Below are 18,752 nucleotides of genomic sequence, written 5' to 3' on the forward strand. Positions count from 1 at the left end.
CCGCCGCACATGGATGCATCATTGCGGCGATCTGCGCCGCAGCACCTGGGTGCGGGCCCAATAGCCCAGCACGATCACCAGCCCCAACCAGGGAAAAATCAGGCCGGGAATCATGCTGACGCGGTCCAGGGCGCCATGGTCGGCCATACCGAGCCGCTGGCGCTGCGTGGTGGTACCGATGAATGCCACCAACCAGAGCGCGAACACCAGTCCACGAGCCAACAGGATCCCAGACATATCCGGGAACGACTCATGCTGGAACAGCAGCAGAAGGCCGGCACCCACAACGACAATAACTGGAAGCGAGGCGACCTGCCGCCAGCTTCCAGCCGCAACCGGGTTCACCTGCCAGCTGATCAGCATCCGTAATCCGCAGATCAGGTACCAGCCGAATGGAATCAGCAGCGTGCCGATCGCGAGGCTGAGCGCGGCCTTCGCACCGCCGGTCATGCCGCCCTCGGTGGAGGCCAGTGGCCAGCTGTTGATCACGCCGACCAGGCAGATCGTGCCGCACAGCAGGCCGGCCAACCAGGCCCGAAGGGCGGCCACCTGCGAACGCAGAGGATCCTGACGGCTCCCGAAGCGACTCCAGAACGCCACCTGCGTGGCGGACAGGCATGGCGGCAGCTCACGATCGGGCCAGTAACGCAGTGCCGCCAACGTCAGCACCGTGATGTCGGGCCGCGACCACGGCAGCGACTCCAGCAGGTTGCGCCAGCGGCTGCGCGGGCGGCGCAACCGGTCCAGTACCGGGCGCATATCCGGGCGCACGATGGAGGTGTCCAGCCGCGAAACATGCCACGCCAGGCGCTGCCGGCCCGCATCCGTGAGCATCCAGGCCTGATCGCAGCGACGCACGATCCGCTGCAGATCCTCGGCATCGACTCCGTTGCCGATATCATCCCAGCCGAAGCTGCTGGCCACGTGCTCGACCACCTCCCGCGGCAGAGGCGGGGACGCCTCGCGCAGTTGCTCCAGCAGGGACGCCGCGATGAGCGGCTTGTCATGCAGGGACCATAGCTCGGGTTGAGCCTGCAGCCAGGTTTCCAGCGCGGGCACGGTCGTGTCATCGTCGCTGCCCCGGGCAGCTGCAGCCAGTCGGATCAGGATGGCCGCGACCATCTGATCCACTGAACGCAGTGGCGATCGCTCGCCGTCGCCAGCAGGGGCGAGCGTGGGCTGCGGTGCCAGGGCGTGCGCCGTTGGTAACGCGTCAGGCCCGTGCGGATCGCTCTGCGACGGCTCTACCACCTTGTCCAACCCGGTGTCGGCTGGCGGCATCGGTGTGGTCTGCACGATCCGGACAGGGTCATGGCCGTATGGCCCGCGTTCCTGCTCCAGCTGGCGATCCAGCGCGATCGCTGCGTGTATCGCATCGATATCTGCACGCGACGCCGGTTCCAGCGATGGATCCTGCATCGGCGGCAAGGCGTGCTTGTCCTGATCGATGTCGAGGGGCTGAGCGCGTTGTTCCACCCATGACAACGCAGACTGGTAAGCCTCATGCAGGTGCTGGAACGCAACCGGATCATCGTCAGGCCGGGTTACCCGCAACAGCCTGGCGTAGGCTCGCTTGATCGCCCGCTCGTCAGCATCCTCGTCCAGTTCGAGGACGTCCAGCCCCCGCCTCATGCATCGATCTCCAGCGAATCCATGGCGTGGGTCAATTCCTCGCGGTGGCGTTCGATACGGGCCAGGTCCTGGCTCTCCAGCGCAGCACGGAACTGCGACAGCCATCTCTGCAGGGTATCGCGCTGGTCGAGGCACTCTTCGTAAAGCCGACCCAGTCGGGCCACTACGGCCAGGTTCGGTTGATCGTCGCGCGGATGCACTTTCAATGACTGCAGTGCCGCGAGCCGCTGCTGGATCTCGTCCGGTGACAGCAAGCCGGGGTTCTGTTCCAGGATCAGCTCATGCCGGGTCCCGCTGGCATGTTCGGTCACCTCCACCTGCAGCAATCCGTTGACGTCGTAGGTGAAGCGGGCAGTCACGCTTTTTTCCTGGGCCGGGCCCTTTCCCTTCAACGGAATGCGGATTTCACCCAGTTTGATGTTGCGGTCCACGGTGGGGCTTTCGCCCTGGTAGATGTCCAGTACCAGCTGTGTCTGTGCATCGTTGATTGGGCAGAAATCGTCCTCGCGGCTGACCGGTACCACGCTGTTGCGCTGGATGATCGGATGGAAGTAGCCGCCGCGCTCCTGGCCGGATGCATCGCGACGGCACACCTGTATGCCCAACGTATAGGGGCAGACATCGGTCAGCACGGTTTCGCGCAGTGACTGGTCGCGCGCTTTAAGGCCGGCCGCCACGGCCGCGCCCATGGCGATGGCCTGGTCCGGGTTGACATGCCGCAATGGCAGGCGACCGAACATGCGGGTCACCAGCCGGCTGATCATCGGCATGCGGACGGCACCGCCCACCAGCACGATGTCGTCCAGCGCCTCCGGCTTCAGGCGGGCATCACGGATGGCCCGTTCGATGGGCGCACGCATGCGCTGCAGCAGGGGGTCGCACAACTGCGCGTAGCGTGCCTCATCCAGCTGCCAGTCCAATTCGCGGCCTTCCAGGTTGAACTGCAGGTGGCCGCTGCCCTGTTGGCTCAGTTCGCGCTTGAACAGTTCCAGCCGGCGCAGCAGCTGTGCACGTTCGCCCGGGGCGATCATGGCCGCCCGCAGGCCCTGTTCGGCCAGCAACGCCTGCTCGAGCACCCGCAGGAAGTCTTCCCCGCCAAGGAAGTTGTCGCCGGCGCTGGCATGGACTTCCACCACACCTTCGAACAGCTCCAGGATGGAGACATCGAAGGTGCCACCGCCAAGGTCCAGTACCAGCACCCGAGCTTCCTCCTCGCGCTGCTGCAGGCCATAGGACAGCGCGGCGGCGGTGGGTTCGTTGATCAGGCGCTCGACCCGGATGCCAGCCAGTTCGCCGGCGGCGCGGGTGGCCTTGCGCTGGGCGTCGGAAAAATACGCAGGCACGCTGATGACCGCTTCTTCCACTTTCTGCCCGAGCACGGCTTCCGCATCGGCCAGCAATGAACGCAGCACCAGCGCCGAAAGCTCCTCGGGACGGAATACGCGATCGCCCAGCCGGGTTTCACGGTTGCTGCCCATCCAGCGTTTGAAATGGGCCACGCTCTGGTCAGGATGGCTGATCAGGCGATCGCGAGCGGGAGCACCCACCAGCACGACGTCGCCGTCGAGACTGACTACCGACGGGGTCAACAGCTCGCCATGGGCATTGGGGAACAGGCGCGGTCCATCCGACGAATGCACACCGATGAGCGAGTGCGTCGTGCCCAGGTCGATTCCAACAATCATCTGCTGACGTCCGTTGTGCAGGGAACCGCGATTGTAGGAGTGGCCCCGACCCCCTGACCATCGGGCGTTGCCCGACAGCGCCCCACGGGCTATGGTCCCGGGCTGTTCTGTCGTACCGGATTGCCTCATGTCACCACGCAAAGCCCTTCCCACCGCCCTGGCCCTGGGCCTGACCCTCGCCGCCGGTGCCCACGCCGATGAAGGCATGTGGATGCCGACCCAGCTGCCGGAACTGGCCAAGCCGCTGCAGGCCGCAGGTTTCAAGGGCAATCCGGCCGACCTGGCCAACGTCACTGCGCCGCCGCTGAGCGCCGTGGTGCGTGCCGGTGGCGGCACCGGTTCGTTCGTGTCCGCCGACGGCCTGCTGCTGACCAACCACCACGTGGCGATGGGCGTGATCCAGTACAACAGCTCGCCCGAGCACGACCTGATCACTGGTGGCTTCATCGCCAGGGACCGTGGCGACGAGCGCCCGGCCAACCCGGACTTCCGCGTGCTGGTCACCGTCGGCTTCGACAAGGTGACCGACCAGGTGCTGGCGCAGGCGCGTGGCAAGACCGGCCGCGCCTACTTCGATGCCGTCGATGCGGCCAGCAAGCAGATCGTGGCCGAGTGCGAGAAGGACGGCAGCGTGCGCTGCTCGGTGGCCAACATGTACTACGGCACCGACTTCTACCGGATCGCCCAGCTGGAACTGAGCGACGTGCGCCTGGTGTACGCGCCGCCGCGTGCGATCGGCAACTACGGCGACGAGATCGACAACTTCATGTGGCCGCGCCACACCGGCGACTTCACCCTGCTGCGCGCCTACGTGGGCAAGGACGGCAAGCCGGCCGCCTACAGCAAGGACAACGTGCCCTACCAGGCGCCGGCACACCTGCAGATGTCGGTGGAAGGCCCGAAGGAAGGCGACTACGCGATGCTGGCCGGTTACCCGGGCATCACCTACCGCCATCGTACCGCGGCCGAATTCGCTGGCCAGATCGATACCGTGCTGCCGCGCCGCGTATCGGTGTTCCAGCAGATGATCGACACCATCGAGGCGGCCAGCGCCAAGGATGCACAGGCGCGCACCCGCTACGCTTCGCAGCTGCAGTCGTTGAAGAACAACCGCAAGCGCGCTGCCGGTGAGCTGGAAGGCCTGCTGCGCAGCGACGCGAAGGCCCAGCGTGCCGCCGACGAGACGGCGATGCTGGCCGCCACCGACCGCAAGTACCAGGGCGACATCAAGGCGCTGCTGGCCAACCTGTCGCAGGGTGCGGCGGTGGGCGAGCGTGACTTGCTGCTGGACCAGATGGCCGCGCAGAGCCAGCTGCTGCGTTCGGCGTTGCTGCTGGAGCGCCTGCGCATCGAATCGGCCAAGCCGGACGCGCAGCGCGAAAGCGGCTACCAGCAGCGCGACCAGGCGATGATCGAAGGCGTGCTCAAGCAGGTCCAGCGCCGTTACGCACCGGAGGTCGAGAAGGCGCTGCTGACCACCCTGCTGACCCGCTACCAGCAGCTGCCGGACGCGCAGCGCGTGGCCGAGTTCGACGCGGCCTTTGGCCGTACCCCGCAGCAGCTGGCCAAGGCGCTGGATACCCTGTATGCGGGCACCCAGCTGGGTGACGAGGCGCAGCGCCTGTCGCGCTTCGCCGCCGCACGCGAAGGCAAGGCGCTGGCCGCCGATCCGCTGATCGCCGTGGCCGGCCCGCTGGTGGCCGCGCAGCTGCGCATCGAGAACGAGAGCAAGACCCGCGAAGGCGAGCAGCTGCGCCTGCGCCCGGCCTACATGCAGGCGCTGTTCGCCTGGCGTGCCAAGCAGGGCCGCGCCGTGTACCCGGATGCCAACCGCACCCTGCGCATCAGCTACGGCAAGGTGGAGGCGCTGCACCCGCGCGATGGCGTGACCTACTCGCCGGTGACCACCGTGGCCGGCATCGTCGAGAAGAACACCAACGCTTATCCGTTCGATGCGCCCAAGCCGCTGCTGGCGGCGATTGCCAAGGGTGACTTCGGCAGCACCGCCGACCCGGCGCTGAAGACCCAGACGGTCAACTTCCTGACCAACCTGGATACCACCGGCGGCAACTCCGGCTCGCCGGTGCTCAACGCCAAGGGCGAACTGATCGGCCTGAACTTCGACAGCAACTGGGAGTCGGTCAGCGCCAGCTGGTGGTTCGACCCGCGCTACAAGCGCGCCGTGCACGTGGACATGCGCTACCTGCGCTGGCTGCTGGCCAAGGTCTACCCGGCGCCCGAGCTGCTGAAGGAAATGGGCGTGCCGGCCCAATAACGCCGGTACCTGGCAGGTGCCCACCGCTTCCTGGTGGGGGCCCATTGATTCTCCCGGTAGGTGCCCACTGTCAGTGGGCACGGATGTCCCCGTCACGACCAACGGTCGTGACCCACCAGACGGGCCAACGGTCGTGACCCACCGCCATGACCTACCCTCACGACCAACGGTCGTGATCTACTGGCCCCTGTTCCGACGGAAACGCACGCGTGGTCTCCAGCTGGATCCTGCTGCTGGTCTCGGTTGCCTATGCCGCGCTGCTGTTCGGCGTGGCGTGGTGGGGTGACCGCCGGCCGATGTATCCCGATCGGCCGTGGCTGCGGCCGGTGGTGTACAGCCTGGCGCTGGCCGTTTACTGCTCGTCGTGGACCTTCTACGGCGCGGTGGGTACCGCCGTGCGCAACGGCATCGGTTACCTGCCGATCTATATCGGTCCGTTGCTGCTGCTGTTGTTCGGCTGGCGCATCATCGAACGCCTGGCGCTGATCGCGCGCAGCCAGAACGTGGTCTCCATCGCCGATTTCATCTCCTCGCGCTTCGGCCGCTCGCGGCGGTTGGCGGCACTGGTGGCGATCATCGCCCTGATCGGCATCATCCCGTACCTGGCCCTGCAGTACAAAGCGGTGGCGATGAGCCTGCAGGTGCTGACCGGCAACAGCGGCCCGACCGGCTTCTTCACCGATCCGGCGCTGTACGTGGCGCTGCTGATGGCGCTGTTCGCCACCCTGTTCGGCACCCGCCAGGTCGACGCCACCGAGCATCACCACGGCATGATGCTGGCGATCGCCTTCGAATCGGTGATCAAGCTACTGGCCATGCTGGCCGTGGGCGTGTTCGCCTACCTGTGGCTGAGCAACCGCACCGACGCGGTGGTCGAGTCGGTGCATACGCTGTTCACCGGCCTGCCGCCGGTGGGCTTCATCTCGCAGACCCTGCTCAGCTTCCTGGCCATCATCTGCCTGCCACGCCAGTTCCACGTGGCCGTGGTCGAGTGCGGTGACGTGCGCGACGTACGCCGCGCGCGCTGGATGTTTGGTGGCTACCTGGTACTGATCTCGGGCATGGTGCTGCCGATCGCCACCGCCGGCGTGACCCTGTTCGGCACCGGCGGCAGCGTCGCCGACGACTCGATGGTGCTGGCCCTGCCGCTGGCCGAAGGCCGCAACGCGCTGGCGCTGATCGCCTATGTGGGCGGCTTCTCCGCTGCCACCGGCATGGTCATCGTCTCGTCCATCGCGCTGGCCACCATGGTCAGCAACGACCTGGTGATGCCGGTGCTGCTGCGTCGCAGTGGCGACCATCAGGAAGCCGCCGACGTTGCCTCGCGCGTGCTGTGGATCCGCCGCCTGGCGATCCTGCTGCTGGCGCTGATGGCCTACAGCTACTACCGCACCAGCAGCAACGACAGCACGTTGGCCTCGTACGGCCTGATGGCGTTCGCGGCGGTGGCGCAGTTCGCGCCCGGGCTGATCGGCGGCCTGTACTGGCGCGGCGCCAGCCGGCGTGGTGTCGAGGTGGGCATGCTGCTGGGCTTCGCCACCTGGCTGTACACACTGCTGCTGCCGGCGATGACCATGGCCGGCTGGGTCGATGCTGGCTGGGTGCAGCACGGCCCGTTCGGCATCGAGTGGCTGCGCCCGCAGCAGCTGTTCGGCATGACCGGCTGGGACCCGCTGACCCATGGCACGTTCTGGTCGCTGCTGGTCAATGCGGCGACGATGATGCTGGTGTCCGCACGCTGGCGGCCCGGTGTGGACGAGCGGCTGCGCGCCGCGCCGTTCCTCGACCCGTATGCCGAGCGCCCGTCGGTGGCCGGTGGCTGGCCCGGTCATGTGCACGTGGGCGACCTGCTGGCACTCGCCTCGCGCGTGGTCGGCGAGCGCCATGCGCGGCGTTCGTTCTTCGAGCAGGCACAGTCGCTGGGCCGCGAGCTGCAATCCTCGGCGCCGGCCGACCGGCCGTGGGTGCAGTTCACCGAACGCCTGCTGGCCGCGTCGATTGGTGCGGCCTCGGCGCGCCTGCTGCTGACCAGCCTGCTGCGTGGCTCGGGCATGGACCTGGGCGAAGTGGTGGCGGTGCTGGACGAAGCCGGGCAGGAACTGCGCTTCAACCGCGAGATCCTGTCGACCACGCTGGAGAATATCAGCGCCGGGGTCAGCGTGGTCGATCCGGACATGCGCCTGACCGCATGGAATCGTCGTTACCAGGACATGTTCGGCTACCCCGACGGCATGCTCTACGTAGGTCGCCCGGTGGCCGACCTGATCCGCTACAACGCCGAGCGCGGCGAGCTGGGCGAGGGTGATATCGAAGTGCAGATCAACCGACGCATCGGCTACATGCGCGCTGGTTCACCGCACGTGTTCGAGCGCACCCGCAGCGATGGCAAGGTGATCGAGATGCGTGGCCAGGCGCTGCCCGGCGGCGGTTACGTGACCAGCTACAACGACATCACCGACTACAAGCACGCGGAAAAGGCCCTGCTGGAAGCCAACGAAACGTTGGAACAGCGCGTGGCCGAGCGTTCGCATGAGGCCGAGGTCGCGCAGCAGTCGAAGACCCGCTTCCTGGCGGCGATCAGCCATGACGTGCTGCAGCCACTGAACGCCGCACGCCTGTTCGCTTCCGCGCTGCGCGACAGCGATCACGTGAGCGATGAGCAGAAGCACCTGGCCGAGCGTGTGGATGCGTCGTTGCGTGCGGCCGAAGAGCTGCTCGATGGCTTGCTGGATGTGTCGCGGCTCGATGCCGGTGGCCTGCACCCGGTGATCGGCGAGTTCGACGTGAGCGCGCTGATGCGCGAACTGGCTGCGCAGTACACCCCGGTCGCCGCCGGTCGTGGCCTGCGCCTGGACCTGTTCGCGCGACCGGCATGGGTGCGCAGTGATCGCCGCCTGCTGCGCCGCGTGCTGCAGAACTTCCTGGCCAACGCGCTGCGCTACACACGGCAGGGGCGCATCGTGCTGGCGGTACGCCAGCGCGGCGACGAAGTGGAGCTGCAGGTGTGGGATACCGGTCCCGGTATTCCCGAGCACCACATGCGGCAGATCTTCGACGAGTTCCACCGCTACCAGCAGCCCTTCGACTGGGGCGAGCAGGGCTTGGGCCTGGGCCTGTCGATCTGCCAGCGCATCTCGCGTCTGCTTGACCATCGCCTCAATGCGCGCAGCCGGGTCGGCAAAGGGTCGATGTTCTCGATCATTCTGCCGCGGGTGGCGCCGCTACCGGGCTACACCGAACTGGCCGCGCCGGTACAGCCCGTCGCCGCGCCGGTGCGGAGCGATTCGTTGGCGGGCCTGCGCGTGCTGTGCGTAGACAACGACGAAGAGATCCTCGACGGCATGCGCGCGTTGCTCGGCCGCTGGCAGGTGCAGGTGATTACGGCATCGACGGTGGATCAGGCGCTGGAGAAAGTGGCCGAGCGGCCGCAGGTGATGCTGGTGGACTACCACCTGCACGATCGCATGGACGGCCTGGATGCGCTGGTGGCGCTGCGTGAAGCCGCCGGTTACCCGCTGCCGGGTGCGCTGCTGACCGCCGATGGTCGCGACGAGCTGAAGCGGATGGCGCGCGAGCGCGGCTATCGCGTGCTGACCAAGCCGATCAAGCCGGCCTCGCTGCGCGCCTTCCTCGGCGCGCTGCGCGACGCGCAGTAGTGCCGGCCGCTGGCCGGCAACCACGCAATCGCTCGCTCTCGGCGTTTTACCCGACGCCGTGCAGGTGCTCGTACAGGATCGTCGCGCCGATGATCACCAGGATCACGCCACCGATGATCTCGGCACGCTTGCCCACCATGCTGCCCAGCACGCGGCCGAGCATGATGCCGACGGTGACCATGGTCAGCGTGCACAGGCCGATGACCGCGGCCATCACGCCGATATGCACGTCCATGAAGGCCAGACCGATACCCACTGCCATCGCATCGATGCTGGTGGCGAAACCGGTCAGCGCCAGCTTCCAGAAGCCGTGATGCTGCGAGGGGTCTTCGTCGTCCTCGGCACTGTCCGGGCGCAGCCCGTTGTAGATCATGTGGATGCCCAGCGCGCCGAGCAGGCCGAAGGCGATCCAGTGGTCGAAGGCTTCGACGTACTGCAGCGCGGCGCGACCGAGCAGCCAGCCGATGATGGGCGTGATCGCCTCGATGACGCCGAAGATGATGCCGGCCCGCAGTGCATCGCGGAACACCGGCTTGCGCATGGCCGCACCCTTGCCGATCGCCGCAGCGAAGGCATCGGTGGACATGGCAAAGCCGATCAGGAGGATCGAAATGGGGGACATGGGCAGCTGCTGAGGTCGGGCCAGGACGGACGCACGGCCTGCGCTCGCGCCCAACCTGACGTTGCGCGCGCGGGCCGCTGGTCTCGCCAACCATCATGGTTGTCCACGCCACGGCGCACTGGCCGAGTATGTTGACGTGGACGATTCCTGCGAAGGAATCCGGCTACTCCCCAAGGGGACGCGAAGCTTAGCATCGCGATTCGCGCGTGGCGCATTTCCAGCGAAACGCGCAGGCAGGGCTGGTTTGTATAGCGATGGCTATATCGCGAGCGCAGCGGTGCCGGGTAGTGCCGGCCGCTGGCCGGCATGCGCAACGGCGAGAGCGTGCCGAGCAAGCTTGGCACCTGCCGAAGCGGTTTCGGGTGATTTCAGGAGCTGAAGGCGATTGCCGGCCAGCGGCCGGCACTACCTCAGTCTTCTTCCGGCGGCAGCACGATGGCGTCGTCGTCGATCGCCAGCTTGCCGGCCATCAGCACGGCCTGGGTGCGGTTGGTCACGCCCAGCTTGCGCAGGATGGCGGTGACGTGGGCCTTGATCGTCGCTTCGGAGACGTTGAGGTCGTAAGCGATCTGCTTGTTCAAGCGGCCTGCGCCCAGCATCTGCAGCACGCGGAACTGCTGCGGGGTGAGCTCGCGCAGTCGCTGGCCGACTTCGCGTTCCTCGCGCTCGGTGGGCGGCACGTTGTGCGCTTCCGGCGGCGCCCAGGTCTCGCCATCGAGGATGGTGCCCAGTGCGTGGCCGATGGTGTCCGAATCCGCAGACTTCGGAATGAAGCCCAGCGCGCCGTGGTCGAGCGCGCGGCGCATCACCGTCGCCTCTTCGCGCGCGGACACCACGACCACCGGCAGGTGCGGATGCAGCGAGCGCATGTGCACCAGCGCGTTGAAACCCTGCGCACCGGGCATGTTGAGGTCCATCAGGACCAGGTCGGCGTCGTTGTGCTGGTCGGCCAGCGCATACAGCGCTTCCACGCTGTCTGCCTCGAACAGCTGCACGCCGGGGATGACCCGCTGCACGGCGCCGCGCAGGGCTTCGCGGAACAGCGGGTGGTCATCGGCAATCAGGAGGGTGGTCATGGTCGGGGGGAACCGTGGGGGAAAGCAGATGGGGTCAGAGCCCTTTCCTTGCGGAAAGGGATCCGACCCCGGTCGTACGTCAGCGCACCTTGCGTTCGTCCACCAGCGACGCCACCACCGACGGATCGGCCAGGGTCGAGGTGTCGCCAAGCTGGTCGGGCGCGTTCTCGGCGATCTTGCGCAGGATGCGGCGCATGATCTTGCCCGAACGGGTCTTCGGCAGGCCTGGCGCCCACTGCAGGTGGTCGGGCGTGGCGATCGGGCCGATCTCCTTGCGCACCCAGGCGATCAGCTCCTTGTGCAGTTCATCGCTCGGTGCCTCTTCTGCCACCAGGGTGACGTAGGCGTAGATGCCCTGGCCCTTCACGTCGTGCGGGAAGCCGACCACGGCCGCCTCGGCCACCTTCGGGTGCGAAACCAGCGCGCTTTCCACTTCGGCGGTGCCGATGCGGTGGCCGGAAACATTGATCACGTCATCGACGCGGCCGGTGATCCAGTAGTAGCCGTCTTCGTCGCGGCGGCAACCGTCGCCGGTGAAGTAGCTGCCCGGGTAGGTACGGAAATAGGTATCGATGAAACGCTGGTGGTCGCCGTACACCGTGCGCATCTGGCCCGGCCAGGAATCGCGGATGATCAGGTTGCCCTCGGTCGGGCCGTCCTGGATCTCGCCATCGGCATTGACCAGCGCCGGCTGCACGCCGAAGAAGGGCAGGGTGGCCGAACCCGGCTTGAGGTCCATCGCGCCGGCCAGCGGCGAGATCAGGATGCCGCCGGTCTCGGTCTGCCACCAGGTATCGACGATCGGGCAGCGGCTGTCGCCGACCACCTCGTAGTACCAGCGCCAGGCTTCCGGGTTGATCGGCTCGCCGACGCTGCCGAGCAGGCGCAGCGAGGCGCGCGAGGTCTTCTTCACCGGCTCCTCGCCTTCGCGCATCAGCGCGCGGATGGCGGTCGGGGCGGTGTAGAAGATGGTCACCTTGTGCTTGTCGATGACGTTCCAGAAACGCGAGGTGTCCGGGTAGTTCGGCACGCCTTCGAACATCAGCGAGGTCGCGCCGTTGGCCAGCGGCCCGTACACGATGTAGCTGTGGCCGGTGACCCAGCCGACGTCGGCGGTGCACCAGTAGATGTCGTCCTCGCGCAGGTCGAACACCGCTTCATGGGTGTAGGCCGCGTACAGCAGGTAACCGCCGGTGGTGTGCAGCACGCCCTTCGGCTTGCCGGTGGAACCGGAGGTGTAGAGGATGAACAGCGGGTCTTCCGCGTTCATGCGTTCCGGTTCGCAGCTGGCCGGCTGGCTGTCCACCACATCGTGGAACCAGCGGTCGCGCGGGGCCTGCATGTCCACGGCACCGCCGGTGTGGCGCACCACCAGCACGGTTTCCACGGTATTGGTGCCCGGCAGCTTCAGCGCGGCATCGACGTTGGCCTTCAGCGGAATCCTGCGGCCACCGCGCAGGCCCTCGTCGGCGGTGATGATCAGCTTGCTCTGGCAGTCGCTGACGCGGTCGGCGATCGAGTTCGGCGCGAAGCCACCGAACACCACCGAGTGGATCGCACCGATGCGCGCGCAGGCCAGCATGGCCACGGCGGCGTCGACGATCATCGGCAGGTAGATGGTGACGCGGTCGCCCTTCTTGACGCCGAGATTGCGCAGTGCATTGCCGAGGCGGCAGGTGCGCTCGTACAGCTCGCGGTAGGTCACGTGCTGGGCCGGTGCATCCGGGCCATCGGGCTCGAACAACAGGGCGGTCTTGTCGCCGCGCGTTTCCAGCTGGCGATCCAGGCAGTTCACGCTGGCATTGAGCTCGCCATCTTCGAACCACTTGATGTGGAAGTCGGACAGGTCATAGCTGACGTTCTTGATCCTGGTCGGCTTGCGCATCCATTGCAGGCGTTCGGCGGCCTTGCCCCAGAAACCATCCGGGTCGGTCACCGAAGCCTGGTACTGCTGTTCGTACGACGTCTTGTCGATGCGTGCCTTGGCGGCGAACTGCGGATCGACGGGGTAGATATCAGCCATGGCACCCTCACTTGCACGTTGACTTTGTATGTGCGGTCGCAGCATCGCAGCGACCGATCCCCTTCAGTTTGCCCCATCCACCCCCGGCCGCGTCACCACTCTGGTTAGACCATGGTCGAAAGTGAGCGCCCAGCAGGGCCGGGTTCGACCAATGGCGAATAGCCGCTATACATATTCGCCCCGCAGTCTCGGCTCGACCGTGCCCCACGCGCGGCATCACCTTGCCACTTGGGAGAGAGGGCAACATGAGCCACCGTACGTTGAAAGCCGTGCGCACACCTTTGGCGGCCTGCCTGTTGGTCGCCCTGGTCGCACCGGGCATGGCGTTCGCCGAGACCGCCAAAGAGAAGGCGCTGGAAGCACGCGTTGCCGAACTGGAACGCCAGGTCCAGCTGCTGCTGTCCTCGCAGCAACAACAACAGACCCAGATCAGCCAGACCCAGCAGGCGGTGACCGAAGTCCGCACGGTGCAGGCCGGGCAGAAGCCGGTCGCCTCGGTGCCGGCCGGCAAGCAGCCGATCCAGGTCACCACCATCACCCCGGGCGCGGCGCCGGGCACCACGGTCAAGATCGGTGGCTTCATCAAGGCCGACTTCCTGGCCACCCAGACCAGCGATGGCCAGCTGGCCGACGACGCCACCGGCCGCTCGCTGTACCTGCCGGGCCAGACCCCGGTGGAAGGCGCCGGCGGCAGCGGCAAGCGTTCGGGCACCGACTTCAACGCCCATGCCAAGTTCTCGCGCTTCAACCTGGGCATCGACAACGTGAGCGAATCGGGCAACAAGGCCGGTGCGTTCTTCGAGATGGACTTCTTCGGCAACTCGTTGGGCAACCAGACCGCCACCAATACCTATGGTGTGACCCTGCGCCACGCCTACATGTACTGGAACAACTGGATGGCCGGTCAGACCTGGTCCAACTTCATGGACGCGGCCGCGCTGCCCGAAGCGGTCGACTTCGTCGGCCCCACCGACGGCGTGATCTTCGTGCGCCAGGCCCAGGTGCGCTACACCCAGGGTGGCTTCAGCGTCGCGCTGGAAAACCCGGAAACCACGACCCTCACCGGTACCCGCAACCCGGTCACCGGCGCCTGGACCAACACCAGCGCCAACTCCGACCGTGGCAGCCTGCCTGACCTGACCCTGCGCTATGGCTGGAAGGGTGACTGGGGCACCTTCGGTGTCGGCGGCATCGTCCGTCAGCTGAAGGTCGACAACCAGGCCACCGGCGCCAAGGCCGACAAGGTGGCTGGCGGCCTGACCCTGGGCGGCAAGTGGGTGATGGGTGACAGCGATTCGCTGCACTACCAGCTGACCGGTGGCGAAGGCATCGCCCGCTACATCGGCCTGGGCATCACCGCCGACAGTGCCTACGACGTGGCCCGCGACGAGCTCAACCCGACCGGCGTGCTTGCCGGCTACGTGGGCTGGCGGCATGCGTTCTCGCCGAAGCTGCGCACCAACCTGATCTACGCGCGCAGCGACTACGACAACGACAGCATCCTCGGCCCGCTGGTGACCAAGAGCGTGCAGAGCATCCGCGGCAACATCTTCTACTCGCCGTTGCCCAAGGTCGATATCGGCGCCGAGCTGATGTACGGCCGTCGCGAAGTGGAGAACGGAAACAAGGGTGACATCACCCGGTTGCAGTTCACCACCAAGTACAGCTTCTAAGAGCGTGCCGGCCAGCGGCCGGCACCTACCGAGATGGGGTGCCGGCCAAGGTCGGCATCTACCGAATTGAGTGCCGACCAACGGTCGGCACCCACCAACAACGATTGCTTCGGAGGGGAAGCGTCCCATGTCCAGTACACCCAGCACCGCACATAAAGCGGGCACCCTGACCAAGGGCCACAAGAAGGTCATCTTCGCCTCGAGCCTCGGCACGGTCTTCGAGTGGTATGACTTCTTCCTGTACGGCTCGCTCGCGGCCATCATCGCCAAGCAGTTCTTCAGCGGCGTCAATGAAACCACGGGCATGATCTTCGCCCTGCTGGCGTTTGCCGCCGGCTTCTTCGTGCGTCCGTTCGGCGCGGCCTTCTTCGGCAGCCTCGGCGACCGCATCGGCCGCAAGTACACCTTCCTGGTCACCATCCTGATCATGGGCATCTCGACCTTCCTGGTCGGCGTGCTGCCCAACTACGCCTCGATCGGTTTCGCCGCACCGGTGATCCTGATCATCCTGCGCCTGGCCCAGGGCCTGGCGATGGGCGGCGAGTACGGCGGTGCCGCCACCTACGTGGCCGAGCACGCGCCGGACGACAAGCGCGGCCTGTACACCAGCTTCATCCAGTGCACCGCCACGCTCGGCCTGTTCATGTCGCTGCTGATCATCCTGGCCTGCCGCTACTTCCTCGGCAATGAAGCCTTCGAAGCCTGGGGCTGGCGCATTCCGTTCCTGGTCTCGATCCTGCTGCTGGGCGTGTCGGTGTGGATCCGCCTGCAGCTGAGCGAGTCGCCGCTGTTCCAGCAGATGAAGTCGGAAGGCAAGGGTTCCAAGACCCCGTTCCGCGACAGCCTGAAGGGCGGCAACCTGAAGCTGATGCTGCTGGTCCTGCTCGGCGCTGCAGCCGGCCAGGCCGTGGTCTGGTACGGCGGCCAGTTCTATGCGCTGTTCTTCCTCAGCAGCATGCTGAAGGTCGATGCCACCACCTCCTACCTGCTGATCGCGGCCGCGCTGGCGCTGGGCGTGCCGTTCTTCATCTTCTTCGGCTGGCTGTCCGACCGTATCGGCCGCAAGAAGATCATCCTGGCCGGCTGCCTGCTGGCCGCCGTCACCTACATCCCGATCTTCAAGGGCCTGACCCACTTCGCCAACCCGGCCATCGAAGAAGCCCGCAGCAGTTCGCCGGCCCTGGTTGTGGCCGATCCGAACACCTGCTCGTTCCAGTTCGATCCGGTTGGCCTGCGCAAGTTCACCAGCTCCTGCGACGTGGCTACCGCCGCGCTGACCAAGGCGGGTGTGCCGTACGACGTGCAGCCCGCCGCCGCCGGTTCGCTGGCGATGGTGAACGTGGGCAGTGCCAGCGTCACCTCGTATGAGGCCGCCGGCCTGACCAAGGAAGACGGCAAGGCCAAGGCCGATGCGTTCGGTGCGGAACTGAAGACCGCCCTGACCACCGCCGGCTACCCGGCCAAGGCCGATGGCGCCCGCATCAACATTGCCGGCACCATCTTCATGCTGTGGCTGCTGGTGCTGTACGTGACCATGGTCTACGGCCCGATCGCCGCCTACCTGGTCGAACTGTTCCCGACCCGCATCCGCTACACCTCGATGTCGCTGCCGTACCACATCGGCAACGGCTGGTTCGGTGGCTTCCTGCCGGCGATCTCGTTCGCGCTGGTGGCCGGTACCGGCAACCTGTACTACGGCCTGTGGTACCCCATCATCATCGCGCTGATGTCGGTGGTGATCGGTGGCCTGTTCCTGCGCGAGACCAAGGACGTGGATATCACCAAATAACCGGTGGGTTCCATGCAGTGAAGGGAAGGCCGCGGTGCAGACCGCGGCCTTTCTGTTTGTGGGGGCCGGACCGCCTGACGGGAGGTAGAGTCGACCGTTGGTCGACTATCGCGCACAGCGCGGGGTTCTTGGGTTTCGCACCAACGGCAGTCGACTGACATTCGACTCTATCGGCCATACAGCGCCTCTCTCTGCAAAGGCGTGACTTCAAACGTCCCTGCATCGATCAGCTTCCTGTAGTGGTCCCTGTTGCCTGGACCAGGCGGGTCGCAGCGAAGCAGATTGTCGAGGGAACCATCGGGCGCATCCGAGGGACTCAGGCGGCCTGAGGCATAGTCCCCCGCGGTAGGGCGCCCATCAGAAAGGATCAGCTCTGGAAGCGCCGGTGATACCCAGGCGCCAGCGCCATTGAATTGCCCTCCACAGAATTGTCCGGTCTGTCGCGCGAGCAGGCAGCCGCTTCGTGTGTCGATGAAACCGCAGTACGGCCTTTCATGCAGAGAACGGCGTCCATTCGGTAAATCTACCTCGCCAGATTCAATATCAGTGATAAACACATACTTCCCGTCAGGCGACGTCGCCGGTTCGATATCGGGTTCGAACAGAGAGTAAGAGCGCTCGCTCAGCTCTATCCGGCGCACCAGCGTGCCCTGCTTCATCACAGACAGGTTCCGGTAGCGACCATTCTCCTCGCCGTCGTATCGCAGTGTGATGTTGCTGCCAGCGTGCACCCATCTCCCGCTGCCAGCCTTCGTATCCTCTGTTGAAGCCAGTGTTGCAAGCAGAGTGAAGATCAAGCTCAACAAGTTCATTCTCCAGGAAACCGTCATCTTCAGGCGGGAGCATGCGATGGGCATCAGGGGCTCGTGTTGGTCACTTCCGGACATTCACCTTCCTCCGCCAGCTGTCGCCTCGAGAACTCCTTGATGCACAACAAGCGCTGTTCACTCTCATCGCCTGCCTGCCCGATCTTCCTGCGCAGCTGGTCGCCCCCCGGGCAACGCGCAGCGCGAGCGACAACGAGGTTGCACACAGGAACAAACGGGAAGTGCACCTCATGGCGTGGGATGCTCAGCTTCTCGTTCCAGGCTTCGAACGGGAAGAGCACATGTAACAACCCATCTGCCGCCTCATCCTCGCTTGGTCGCCTGAGGGCAACATTCGGTGCATCCCTGAGCAACGCCGCATAGGCGTCCAGGAAGCGACGGCCCCGACTATCGTGCTCCGCTGGCGTCTTCGCCTGCCGCAAGGCTGCGTAGTAGGGAAAGAGTCGCTCTGCATCAGGTACGTTGCAGGTGATGTCGCGTGTCTGCGACTGCGTATTGTCTGGGTCTTCTGGCTTGCATGAGGTGCGATTCAGTCGCTGCTCCAACGTGGCCAGCACCCGCTCGATGGAGGCGCCAGAGGTGGACCCACTGTCCAACTCGCCCACAAGCGACGCCAGGCTGTCGCCCACCATCGGGACATACTCGCGCTCTGCATCCAGCGTGAAATCGGCATGGGCAGCAGGCGTGCGTTCGACGCGGAAGACAGAGTCAGCACTGCGACCATCGCTAGCGCCACCATCATCGGTCGCACGCCAGATCACCAATGGAATCAGGCTGCAGGGCGATGGAGCACCACCTGACCACCTTGCGCCCCCTTCGTGAGGGAATGATTTCGACCTCCACACTCAGACGGTCATCGTGGAATTCAACGGTCTTGAAGTCGACCAATGCGAAGTCGCGATCAAATCTGGCTTCGCCGAGTGAGCAGATCGTCCGATCGCGCAGGAATACGCCTGGATGACCGGGTTTCAGGTGCTGGATCGTCAGGCACGGATTGTCTGCTGTCAGCACGTATCTGACCAAGAGATCGCCAGCTCTTCCCAACCCGGCATTGGTGACCTTTGAATAGTCCATGTGGCGTGGTGTGGCCTTCACTCGCTCGATCAGCAGACCAGTTGCTGCGCAGAGTAGACCGATCAGCGGAAATGAAATTCGTATCAGCACACCAAGTCTCCGATGTGTCCACGACGGATAGCGATTGAGCAGTCCCGAACATTGCGTCCAGGTATGCGAAGGAGCGTGAAGTCGATCTCCAGATGGACATGGTCGCGCTTGAACTCGACGCTCTCGACTCCGACATGTGCGAAGTCACTCGAGAACTTTTGCTTCCCAAGTGAACAGATGTTCTTCTGGCGGATGAGAGTGTCCAGAGATGCCGTTTTGAAAAGTTGAATCGTGAAACACGGGGAATCAGAGGTCTCCACATAGCGAGCCCATTGCCCTTGGACCATTGACGTTCTGGCTTTTACGACACGGGCGTAATCAATCTGTGGA

At 65.5% G+C, this 18,752-nt stretch carries 12 protein-coding genes and 1 riboswitch; of the genes, 4 read left to right on the plus strand and 8 right to left on the minus strand.

The window, feature by feature from the left end; translation table 11 throughout:
• Positions 1-18 precede the first annotated feature (18 nt).
• The gene (locus JLDANKMP_RS16000; protein WP_212561620.1) at positions 19-1,632 is read right to left on the minus strand and encodes a J domain-containing protein; all 1,614 of its coding nucleotides are present in this window, start codon (positions 1,630-1,632) and stop codon (positions 19-21) included.
• On the minus strand, positions 1,629-3,317 hold the full coding sequence (locus JLDANKMP_RS16005) for a molecular chaperone HscC (RefSeq protein ID WP_212561621.1): 1,689 nt from the start codon (positions 3,315-3,317) through the stop codon (positions 1,629-1,631). Before JLDANKMP_RS16005 ends, JLDANKMP_RS16000 begins: the two co-directional genes overlap by 4 nt.
• Positions 3,318-3,444: 127 nt before the next feature.
• On the opposite strand from JLDANKMP_RS16005, the gene JLDANKMP_RS16010 reads away from it, so the two are divergent.
• Both JLDANKMP_RS16010 and JLDANKMP_RS16015 read left to right on the plus strand, forming a co-directional pair.
• Complete coding sequence (locus tag JLDANKMP_RS16010) at positions 3,445-5,592, plus strand: S46 family peptidase (protein ID WP_099603757.1); 2,148 nt, start codon at positions 3,445-3,447, stop codon at positions 5,590-5,592.
• A 209-nt stretch (positions 5,593-5,801) separates the two neighbouring features.
• The gene (locus tag JLDANKMP_RS16015; RefSeq protein ID WP_212561622.1) at positions 5,802-9,248 is read left to right on the plus strand and encodes a PAS domain-containing hybrid sensor histidine kinase/response regulator; all 3,447 of its coding nucleotides are present in this window, start codon (positions 5,802-5,804) and stop codon (positions 9,246-9,248) included.
• 46 nt (positions 9,249-9,294) lie between these two features.
• Here JLDANKMP_RS16015 and JLDANKMP_RS16020 read toward each other — a convergent pair whose 3' ends face one another.
• The 3 genes from JLDANKMP_RS16020 to acs all read right to left on the minus strand — a co-directional run bounded on the left by JLDANKMP_RS16020 (position 9,295) and on the right by acs (position 12,969).
• Complete coding sequence (locus tag JLDANKMP_RS16020; RefSeq protein ID WP_032957840.1) at positions 9,295-9,870, minus strand: manganese efflux pump MntP family protein; 576 nt, start codon at positions 9,868-9,870, stop codon at positions 9,295-9,297.
• An 88-nt stretch (positions 9,871-9,958) separates the two neighbouring features.
• Positions 9,959-10,048, minus strand: a riboswitch (yybP-ykoY riboswitch).
• A gap of 232 nt (positions 10,049-10,280) precedes the next feature.
• Positions 10,281-10,946 carry a response regulator transcription factor gene (locus JLDANKMP_RS16025; protein WP_005411662.1) on the minus strand — a complete coding sequence of 222 codons (666 nt, stop codon included), beginning with the start codon at positions 10,944-10,946 and terminating at the stop codon, positions 10,281-10,283.
• A 79-nt stretch (positions 10,947-11,025) separates the two neighbouring features.
• Positions 11,026-12,969 (minus strand): acetate--CoA ligase, encoded by a 1,944-nt coding sequence (gene acs, locus JLDANKMP_RS16030; RefSeq protein WP_212561623.1) that lies wholly within the window; start codon positions 12,967-12,969, stop codon positions 11,026-11,028.
• Between the two features lie 245 nt (positions 12,970-13,214).
• Here acs and JLDANKMP_RS16035 point away from each other — a divergent pair, with 245 nt between their 5' ends.
• Both JLDANKMP_RS16035 and JLDANKMP_RS16040 read left to right on the plus strand, forming a co-directional pair.
• A complete protein-coding gene (locus JLDANKMP_RS16035) occupies positions 13,215-14,642 on the plus strand; it encodes a DcaP family trimeric outer membrane transporter (RefSeq protein WP_005411660.1) in 1,428 nt (475 codons plus the stop codon).
• A 127-nt stretch (positions 14,643-14,769) separates the two neighbouring features.
• Positions 14,770-16,431 carry an MFS transporter gene (locus JLDANKMP_RS16040; protein WP_180844893.1) on the plus strand — a complete coding sequence of 554 codons (1,662 nt, stop codon included), beginning with the start codon at positions 14,770-14,772 and terminating at the stop codon, positions 16,429-16,431.
• Between the two features lie 167 nt (positions 16,432-16,598).
• Here JLDANKMP_RS16040 and JLDANKMP_RS16045 read toward each other — a convergent pair whose 3' ends face one another.
• From JLDANKMP_RS16045 to JLDANKMP_RS16055, 3 genes are read right to left on the minus strand one after another with little or no spacing between them, the layout of a single operon-like run.
• Positions 16,599-17,288 carry a hypothetical protein gene (locus JLDANKMP_RS16045; RefSeq protein ID WP_212561624.1) on the minus strand — a complete coding sequence of 230 codons (690 nt, stop codon included), beginning with the start codon at positions 17,286-17,288 and terminating at the stop codon, positions 16,599-16,601.
• A complete protein-coding gene (locus JLDANKMP_RS16050) occupies positions 17,288-18,019 on the minus strand; it encodes a hypothetical protein (protein WP_212561625.1) in 732 nt (243 codons plus the stop codon). Before JLDANKMP_RS16050 ends, JLDANKMP_RS16045 begins: the two co-directional genes overlap by 1 nt.
• A complete protein-coding gene (locus JLDANKMP_RS16055; protein WP_212561626.1) occupies positions 17,997-18,422 on the minus strand; it encodes a hypothetical protein in 426 nt (141 codons plus the stop codon). Before JLDANKMP_RS16055 ends, JLDANKMP_RS16050 begins: the two co-directional genes overlap by 23 nt.
• Between the last annotated feature and the right edge of the window lie 330 nt (positions 18,423-18,752).

The organism is Stenotrophomonas sp. PE591 (genome assembly GCF_018320795.1).
In the GTDB taxonomy this organism is placed as follows: Bacteria; Pseudomonadota; Gammaproteobacteria; order Xanthomonadales; family Xanthomonadaceae; genus Stenotrophomonas; species Stenotrophomonas maltophilia.

Bases quoted from the DNA above. Each gene is read 5' to 3' on its own strand.
- JLDANKMP_RS16000 (WP_212561620.1), bottom strand. From the start codon at position 1,632: ATGAGGCGGGGGCTGGACGTCCTCGAACTGGACGAGGATGCTGACGAG.
- JLDANKMP_RS16005 (WP_212561621.1), bottom strand. From the start codon at position 3,317: ATGATTGTTGGAATCGACCTGGGCACGACGCACTCGCTCATCGGTGTG.
- JLDANKMP_RS16010 (WP_099603757.1), top strand. From the start codon at position 3,445: ATGTCACCACGCAAAGCCCTTCCCACCGCCCTGGCCCTGGGCCTGACC.
- JLDANKMP_RS16020 (WP_032957840.1), bottom strand. From the start codon at position 9,870: ATGTCCCCCATTTCGATCCTCCTGATCGGCTTTGCCATGTCCACCGAT.
- JLDANKMP_RS16025 (WP_005411662.1), bottom strand. From the start codon at position 10,946: ATGACCACCCTCCTGATTGCCGATGACCACCCGCTGTTCCGCGAAGCC.
- acs (WP_212561623.1), bottom strand. From the start codon at position 12,969: ATGGCTGATATCTACCCCGTCGATCCGCAGTTCGCCGCCAAGGCACGC.
- JLDANKMP_RS16035 (WP_005411660.1), top strand. From the start codon at position 13,215: ATGAGCCACCGTACGTTGAAAGCCGTGCGCACACCTTTGGCGGCCTGC.
- JLDANKMP_RS16040 (WP_180844893.1), top strand. From the start codon at position 14,770: ATGTCCAGTACACCCAGCACCGCACATAAAGCGGGCACCCTGACCAAG.
- JLDANKMP_RS16045 (WP_212561624.1), bottom strand. From the start codon at position 17,288: ATGCCCATCGCATGCTCCCGCCTGAAGATGACGGTTTCCTGGAGAATG.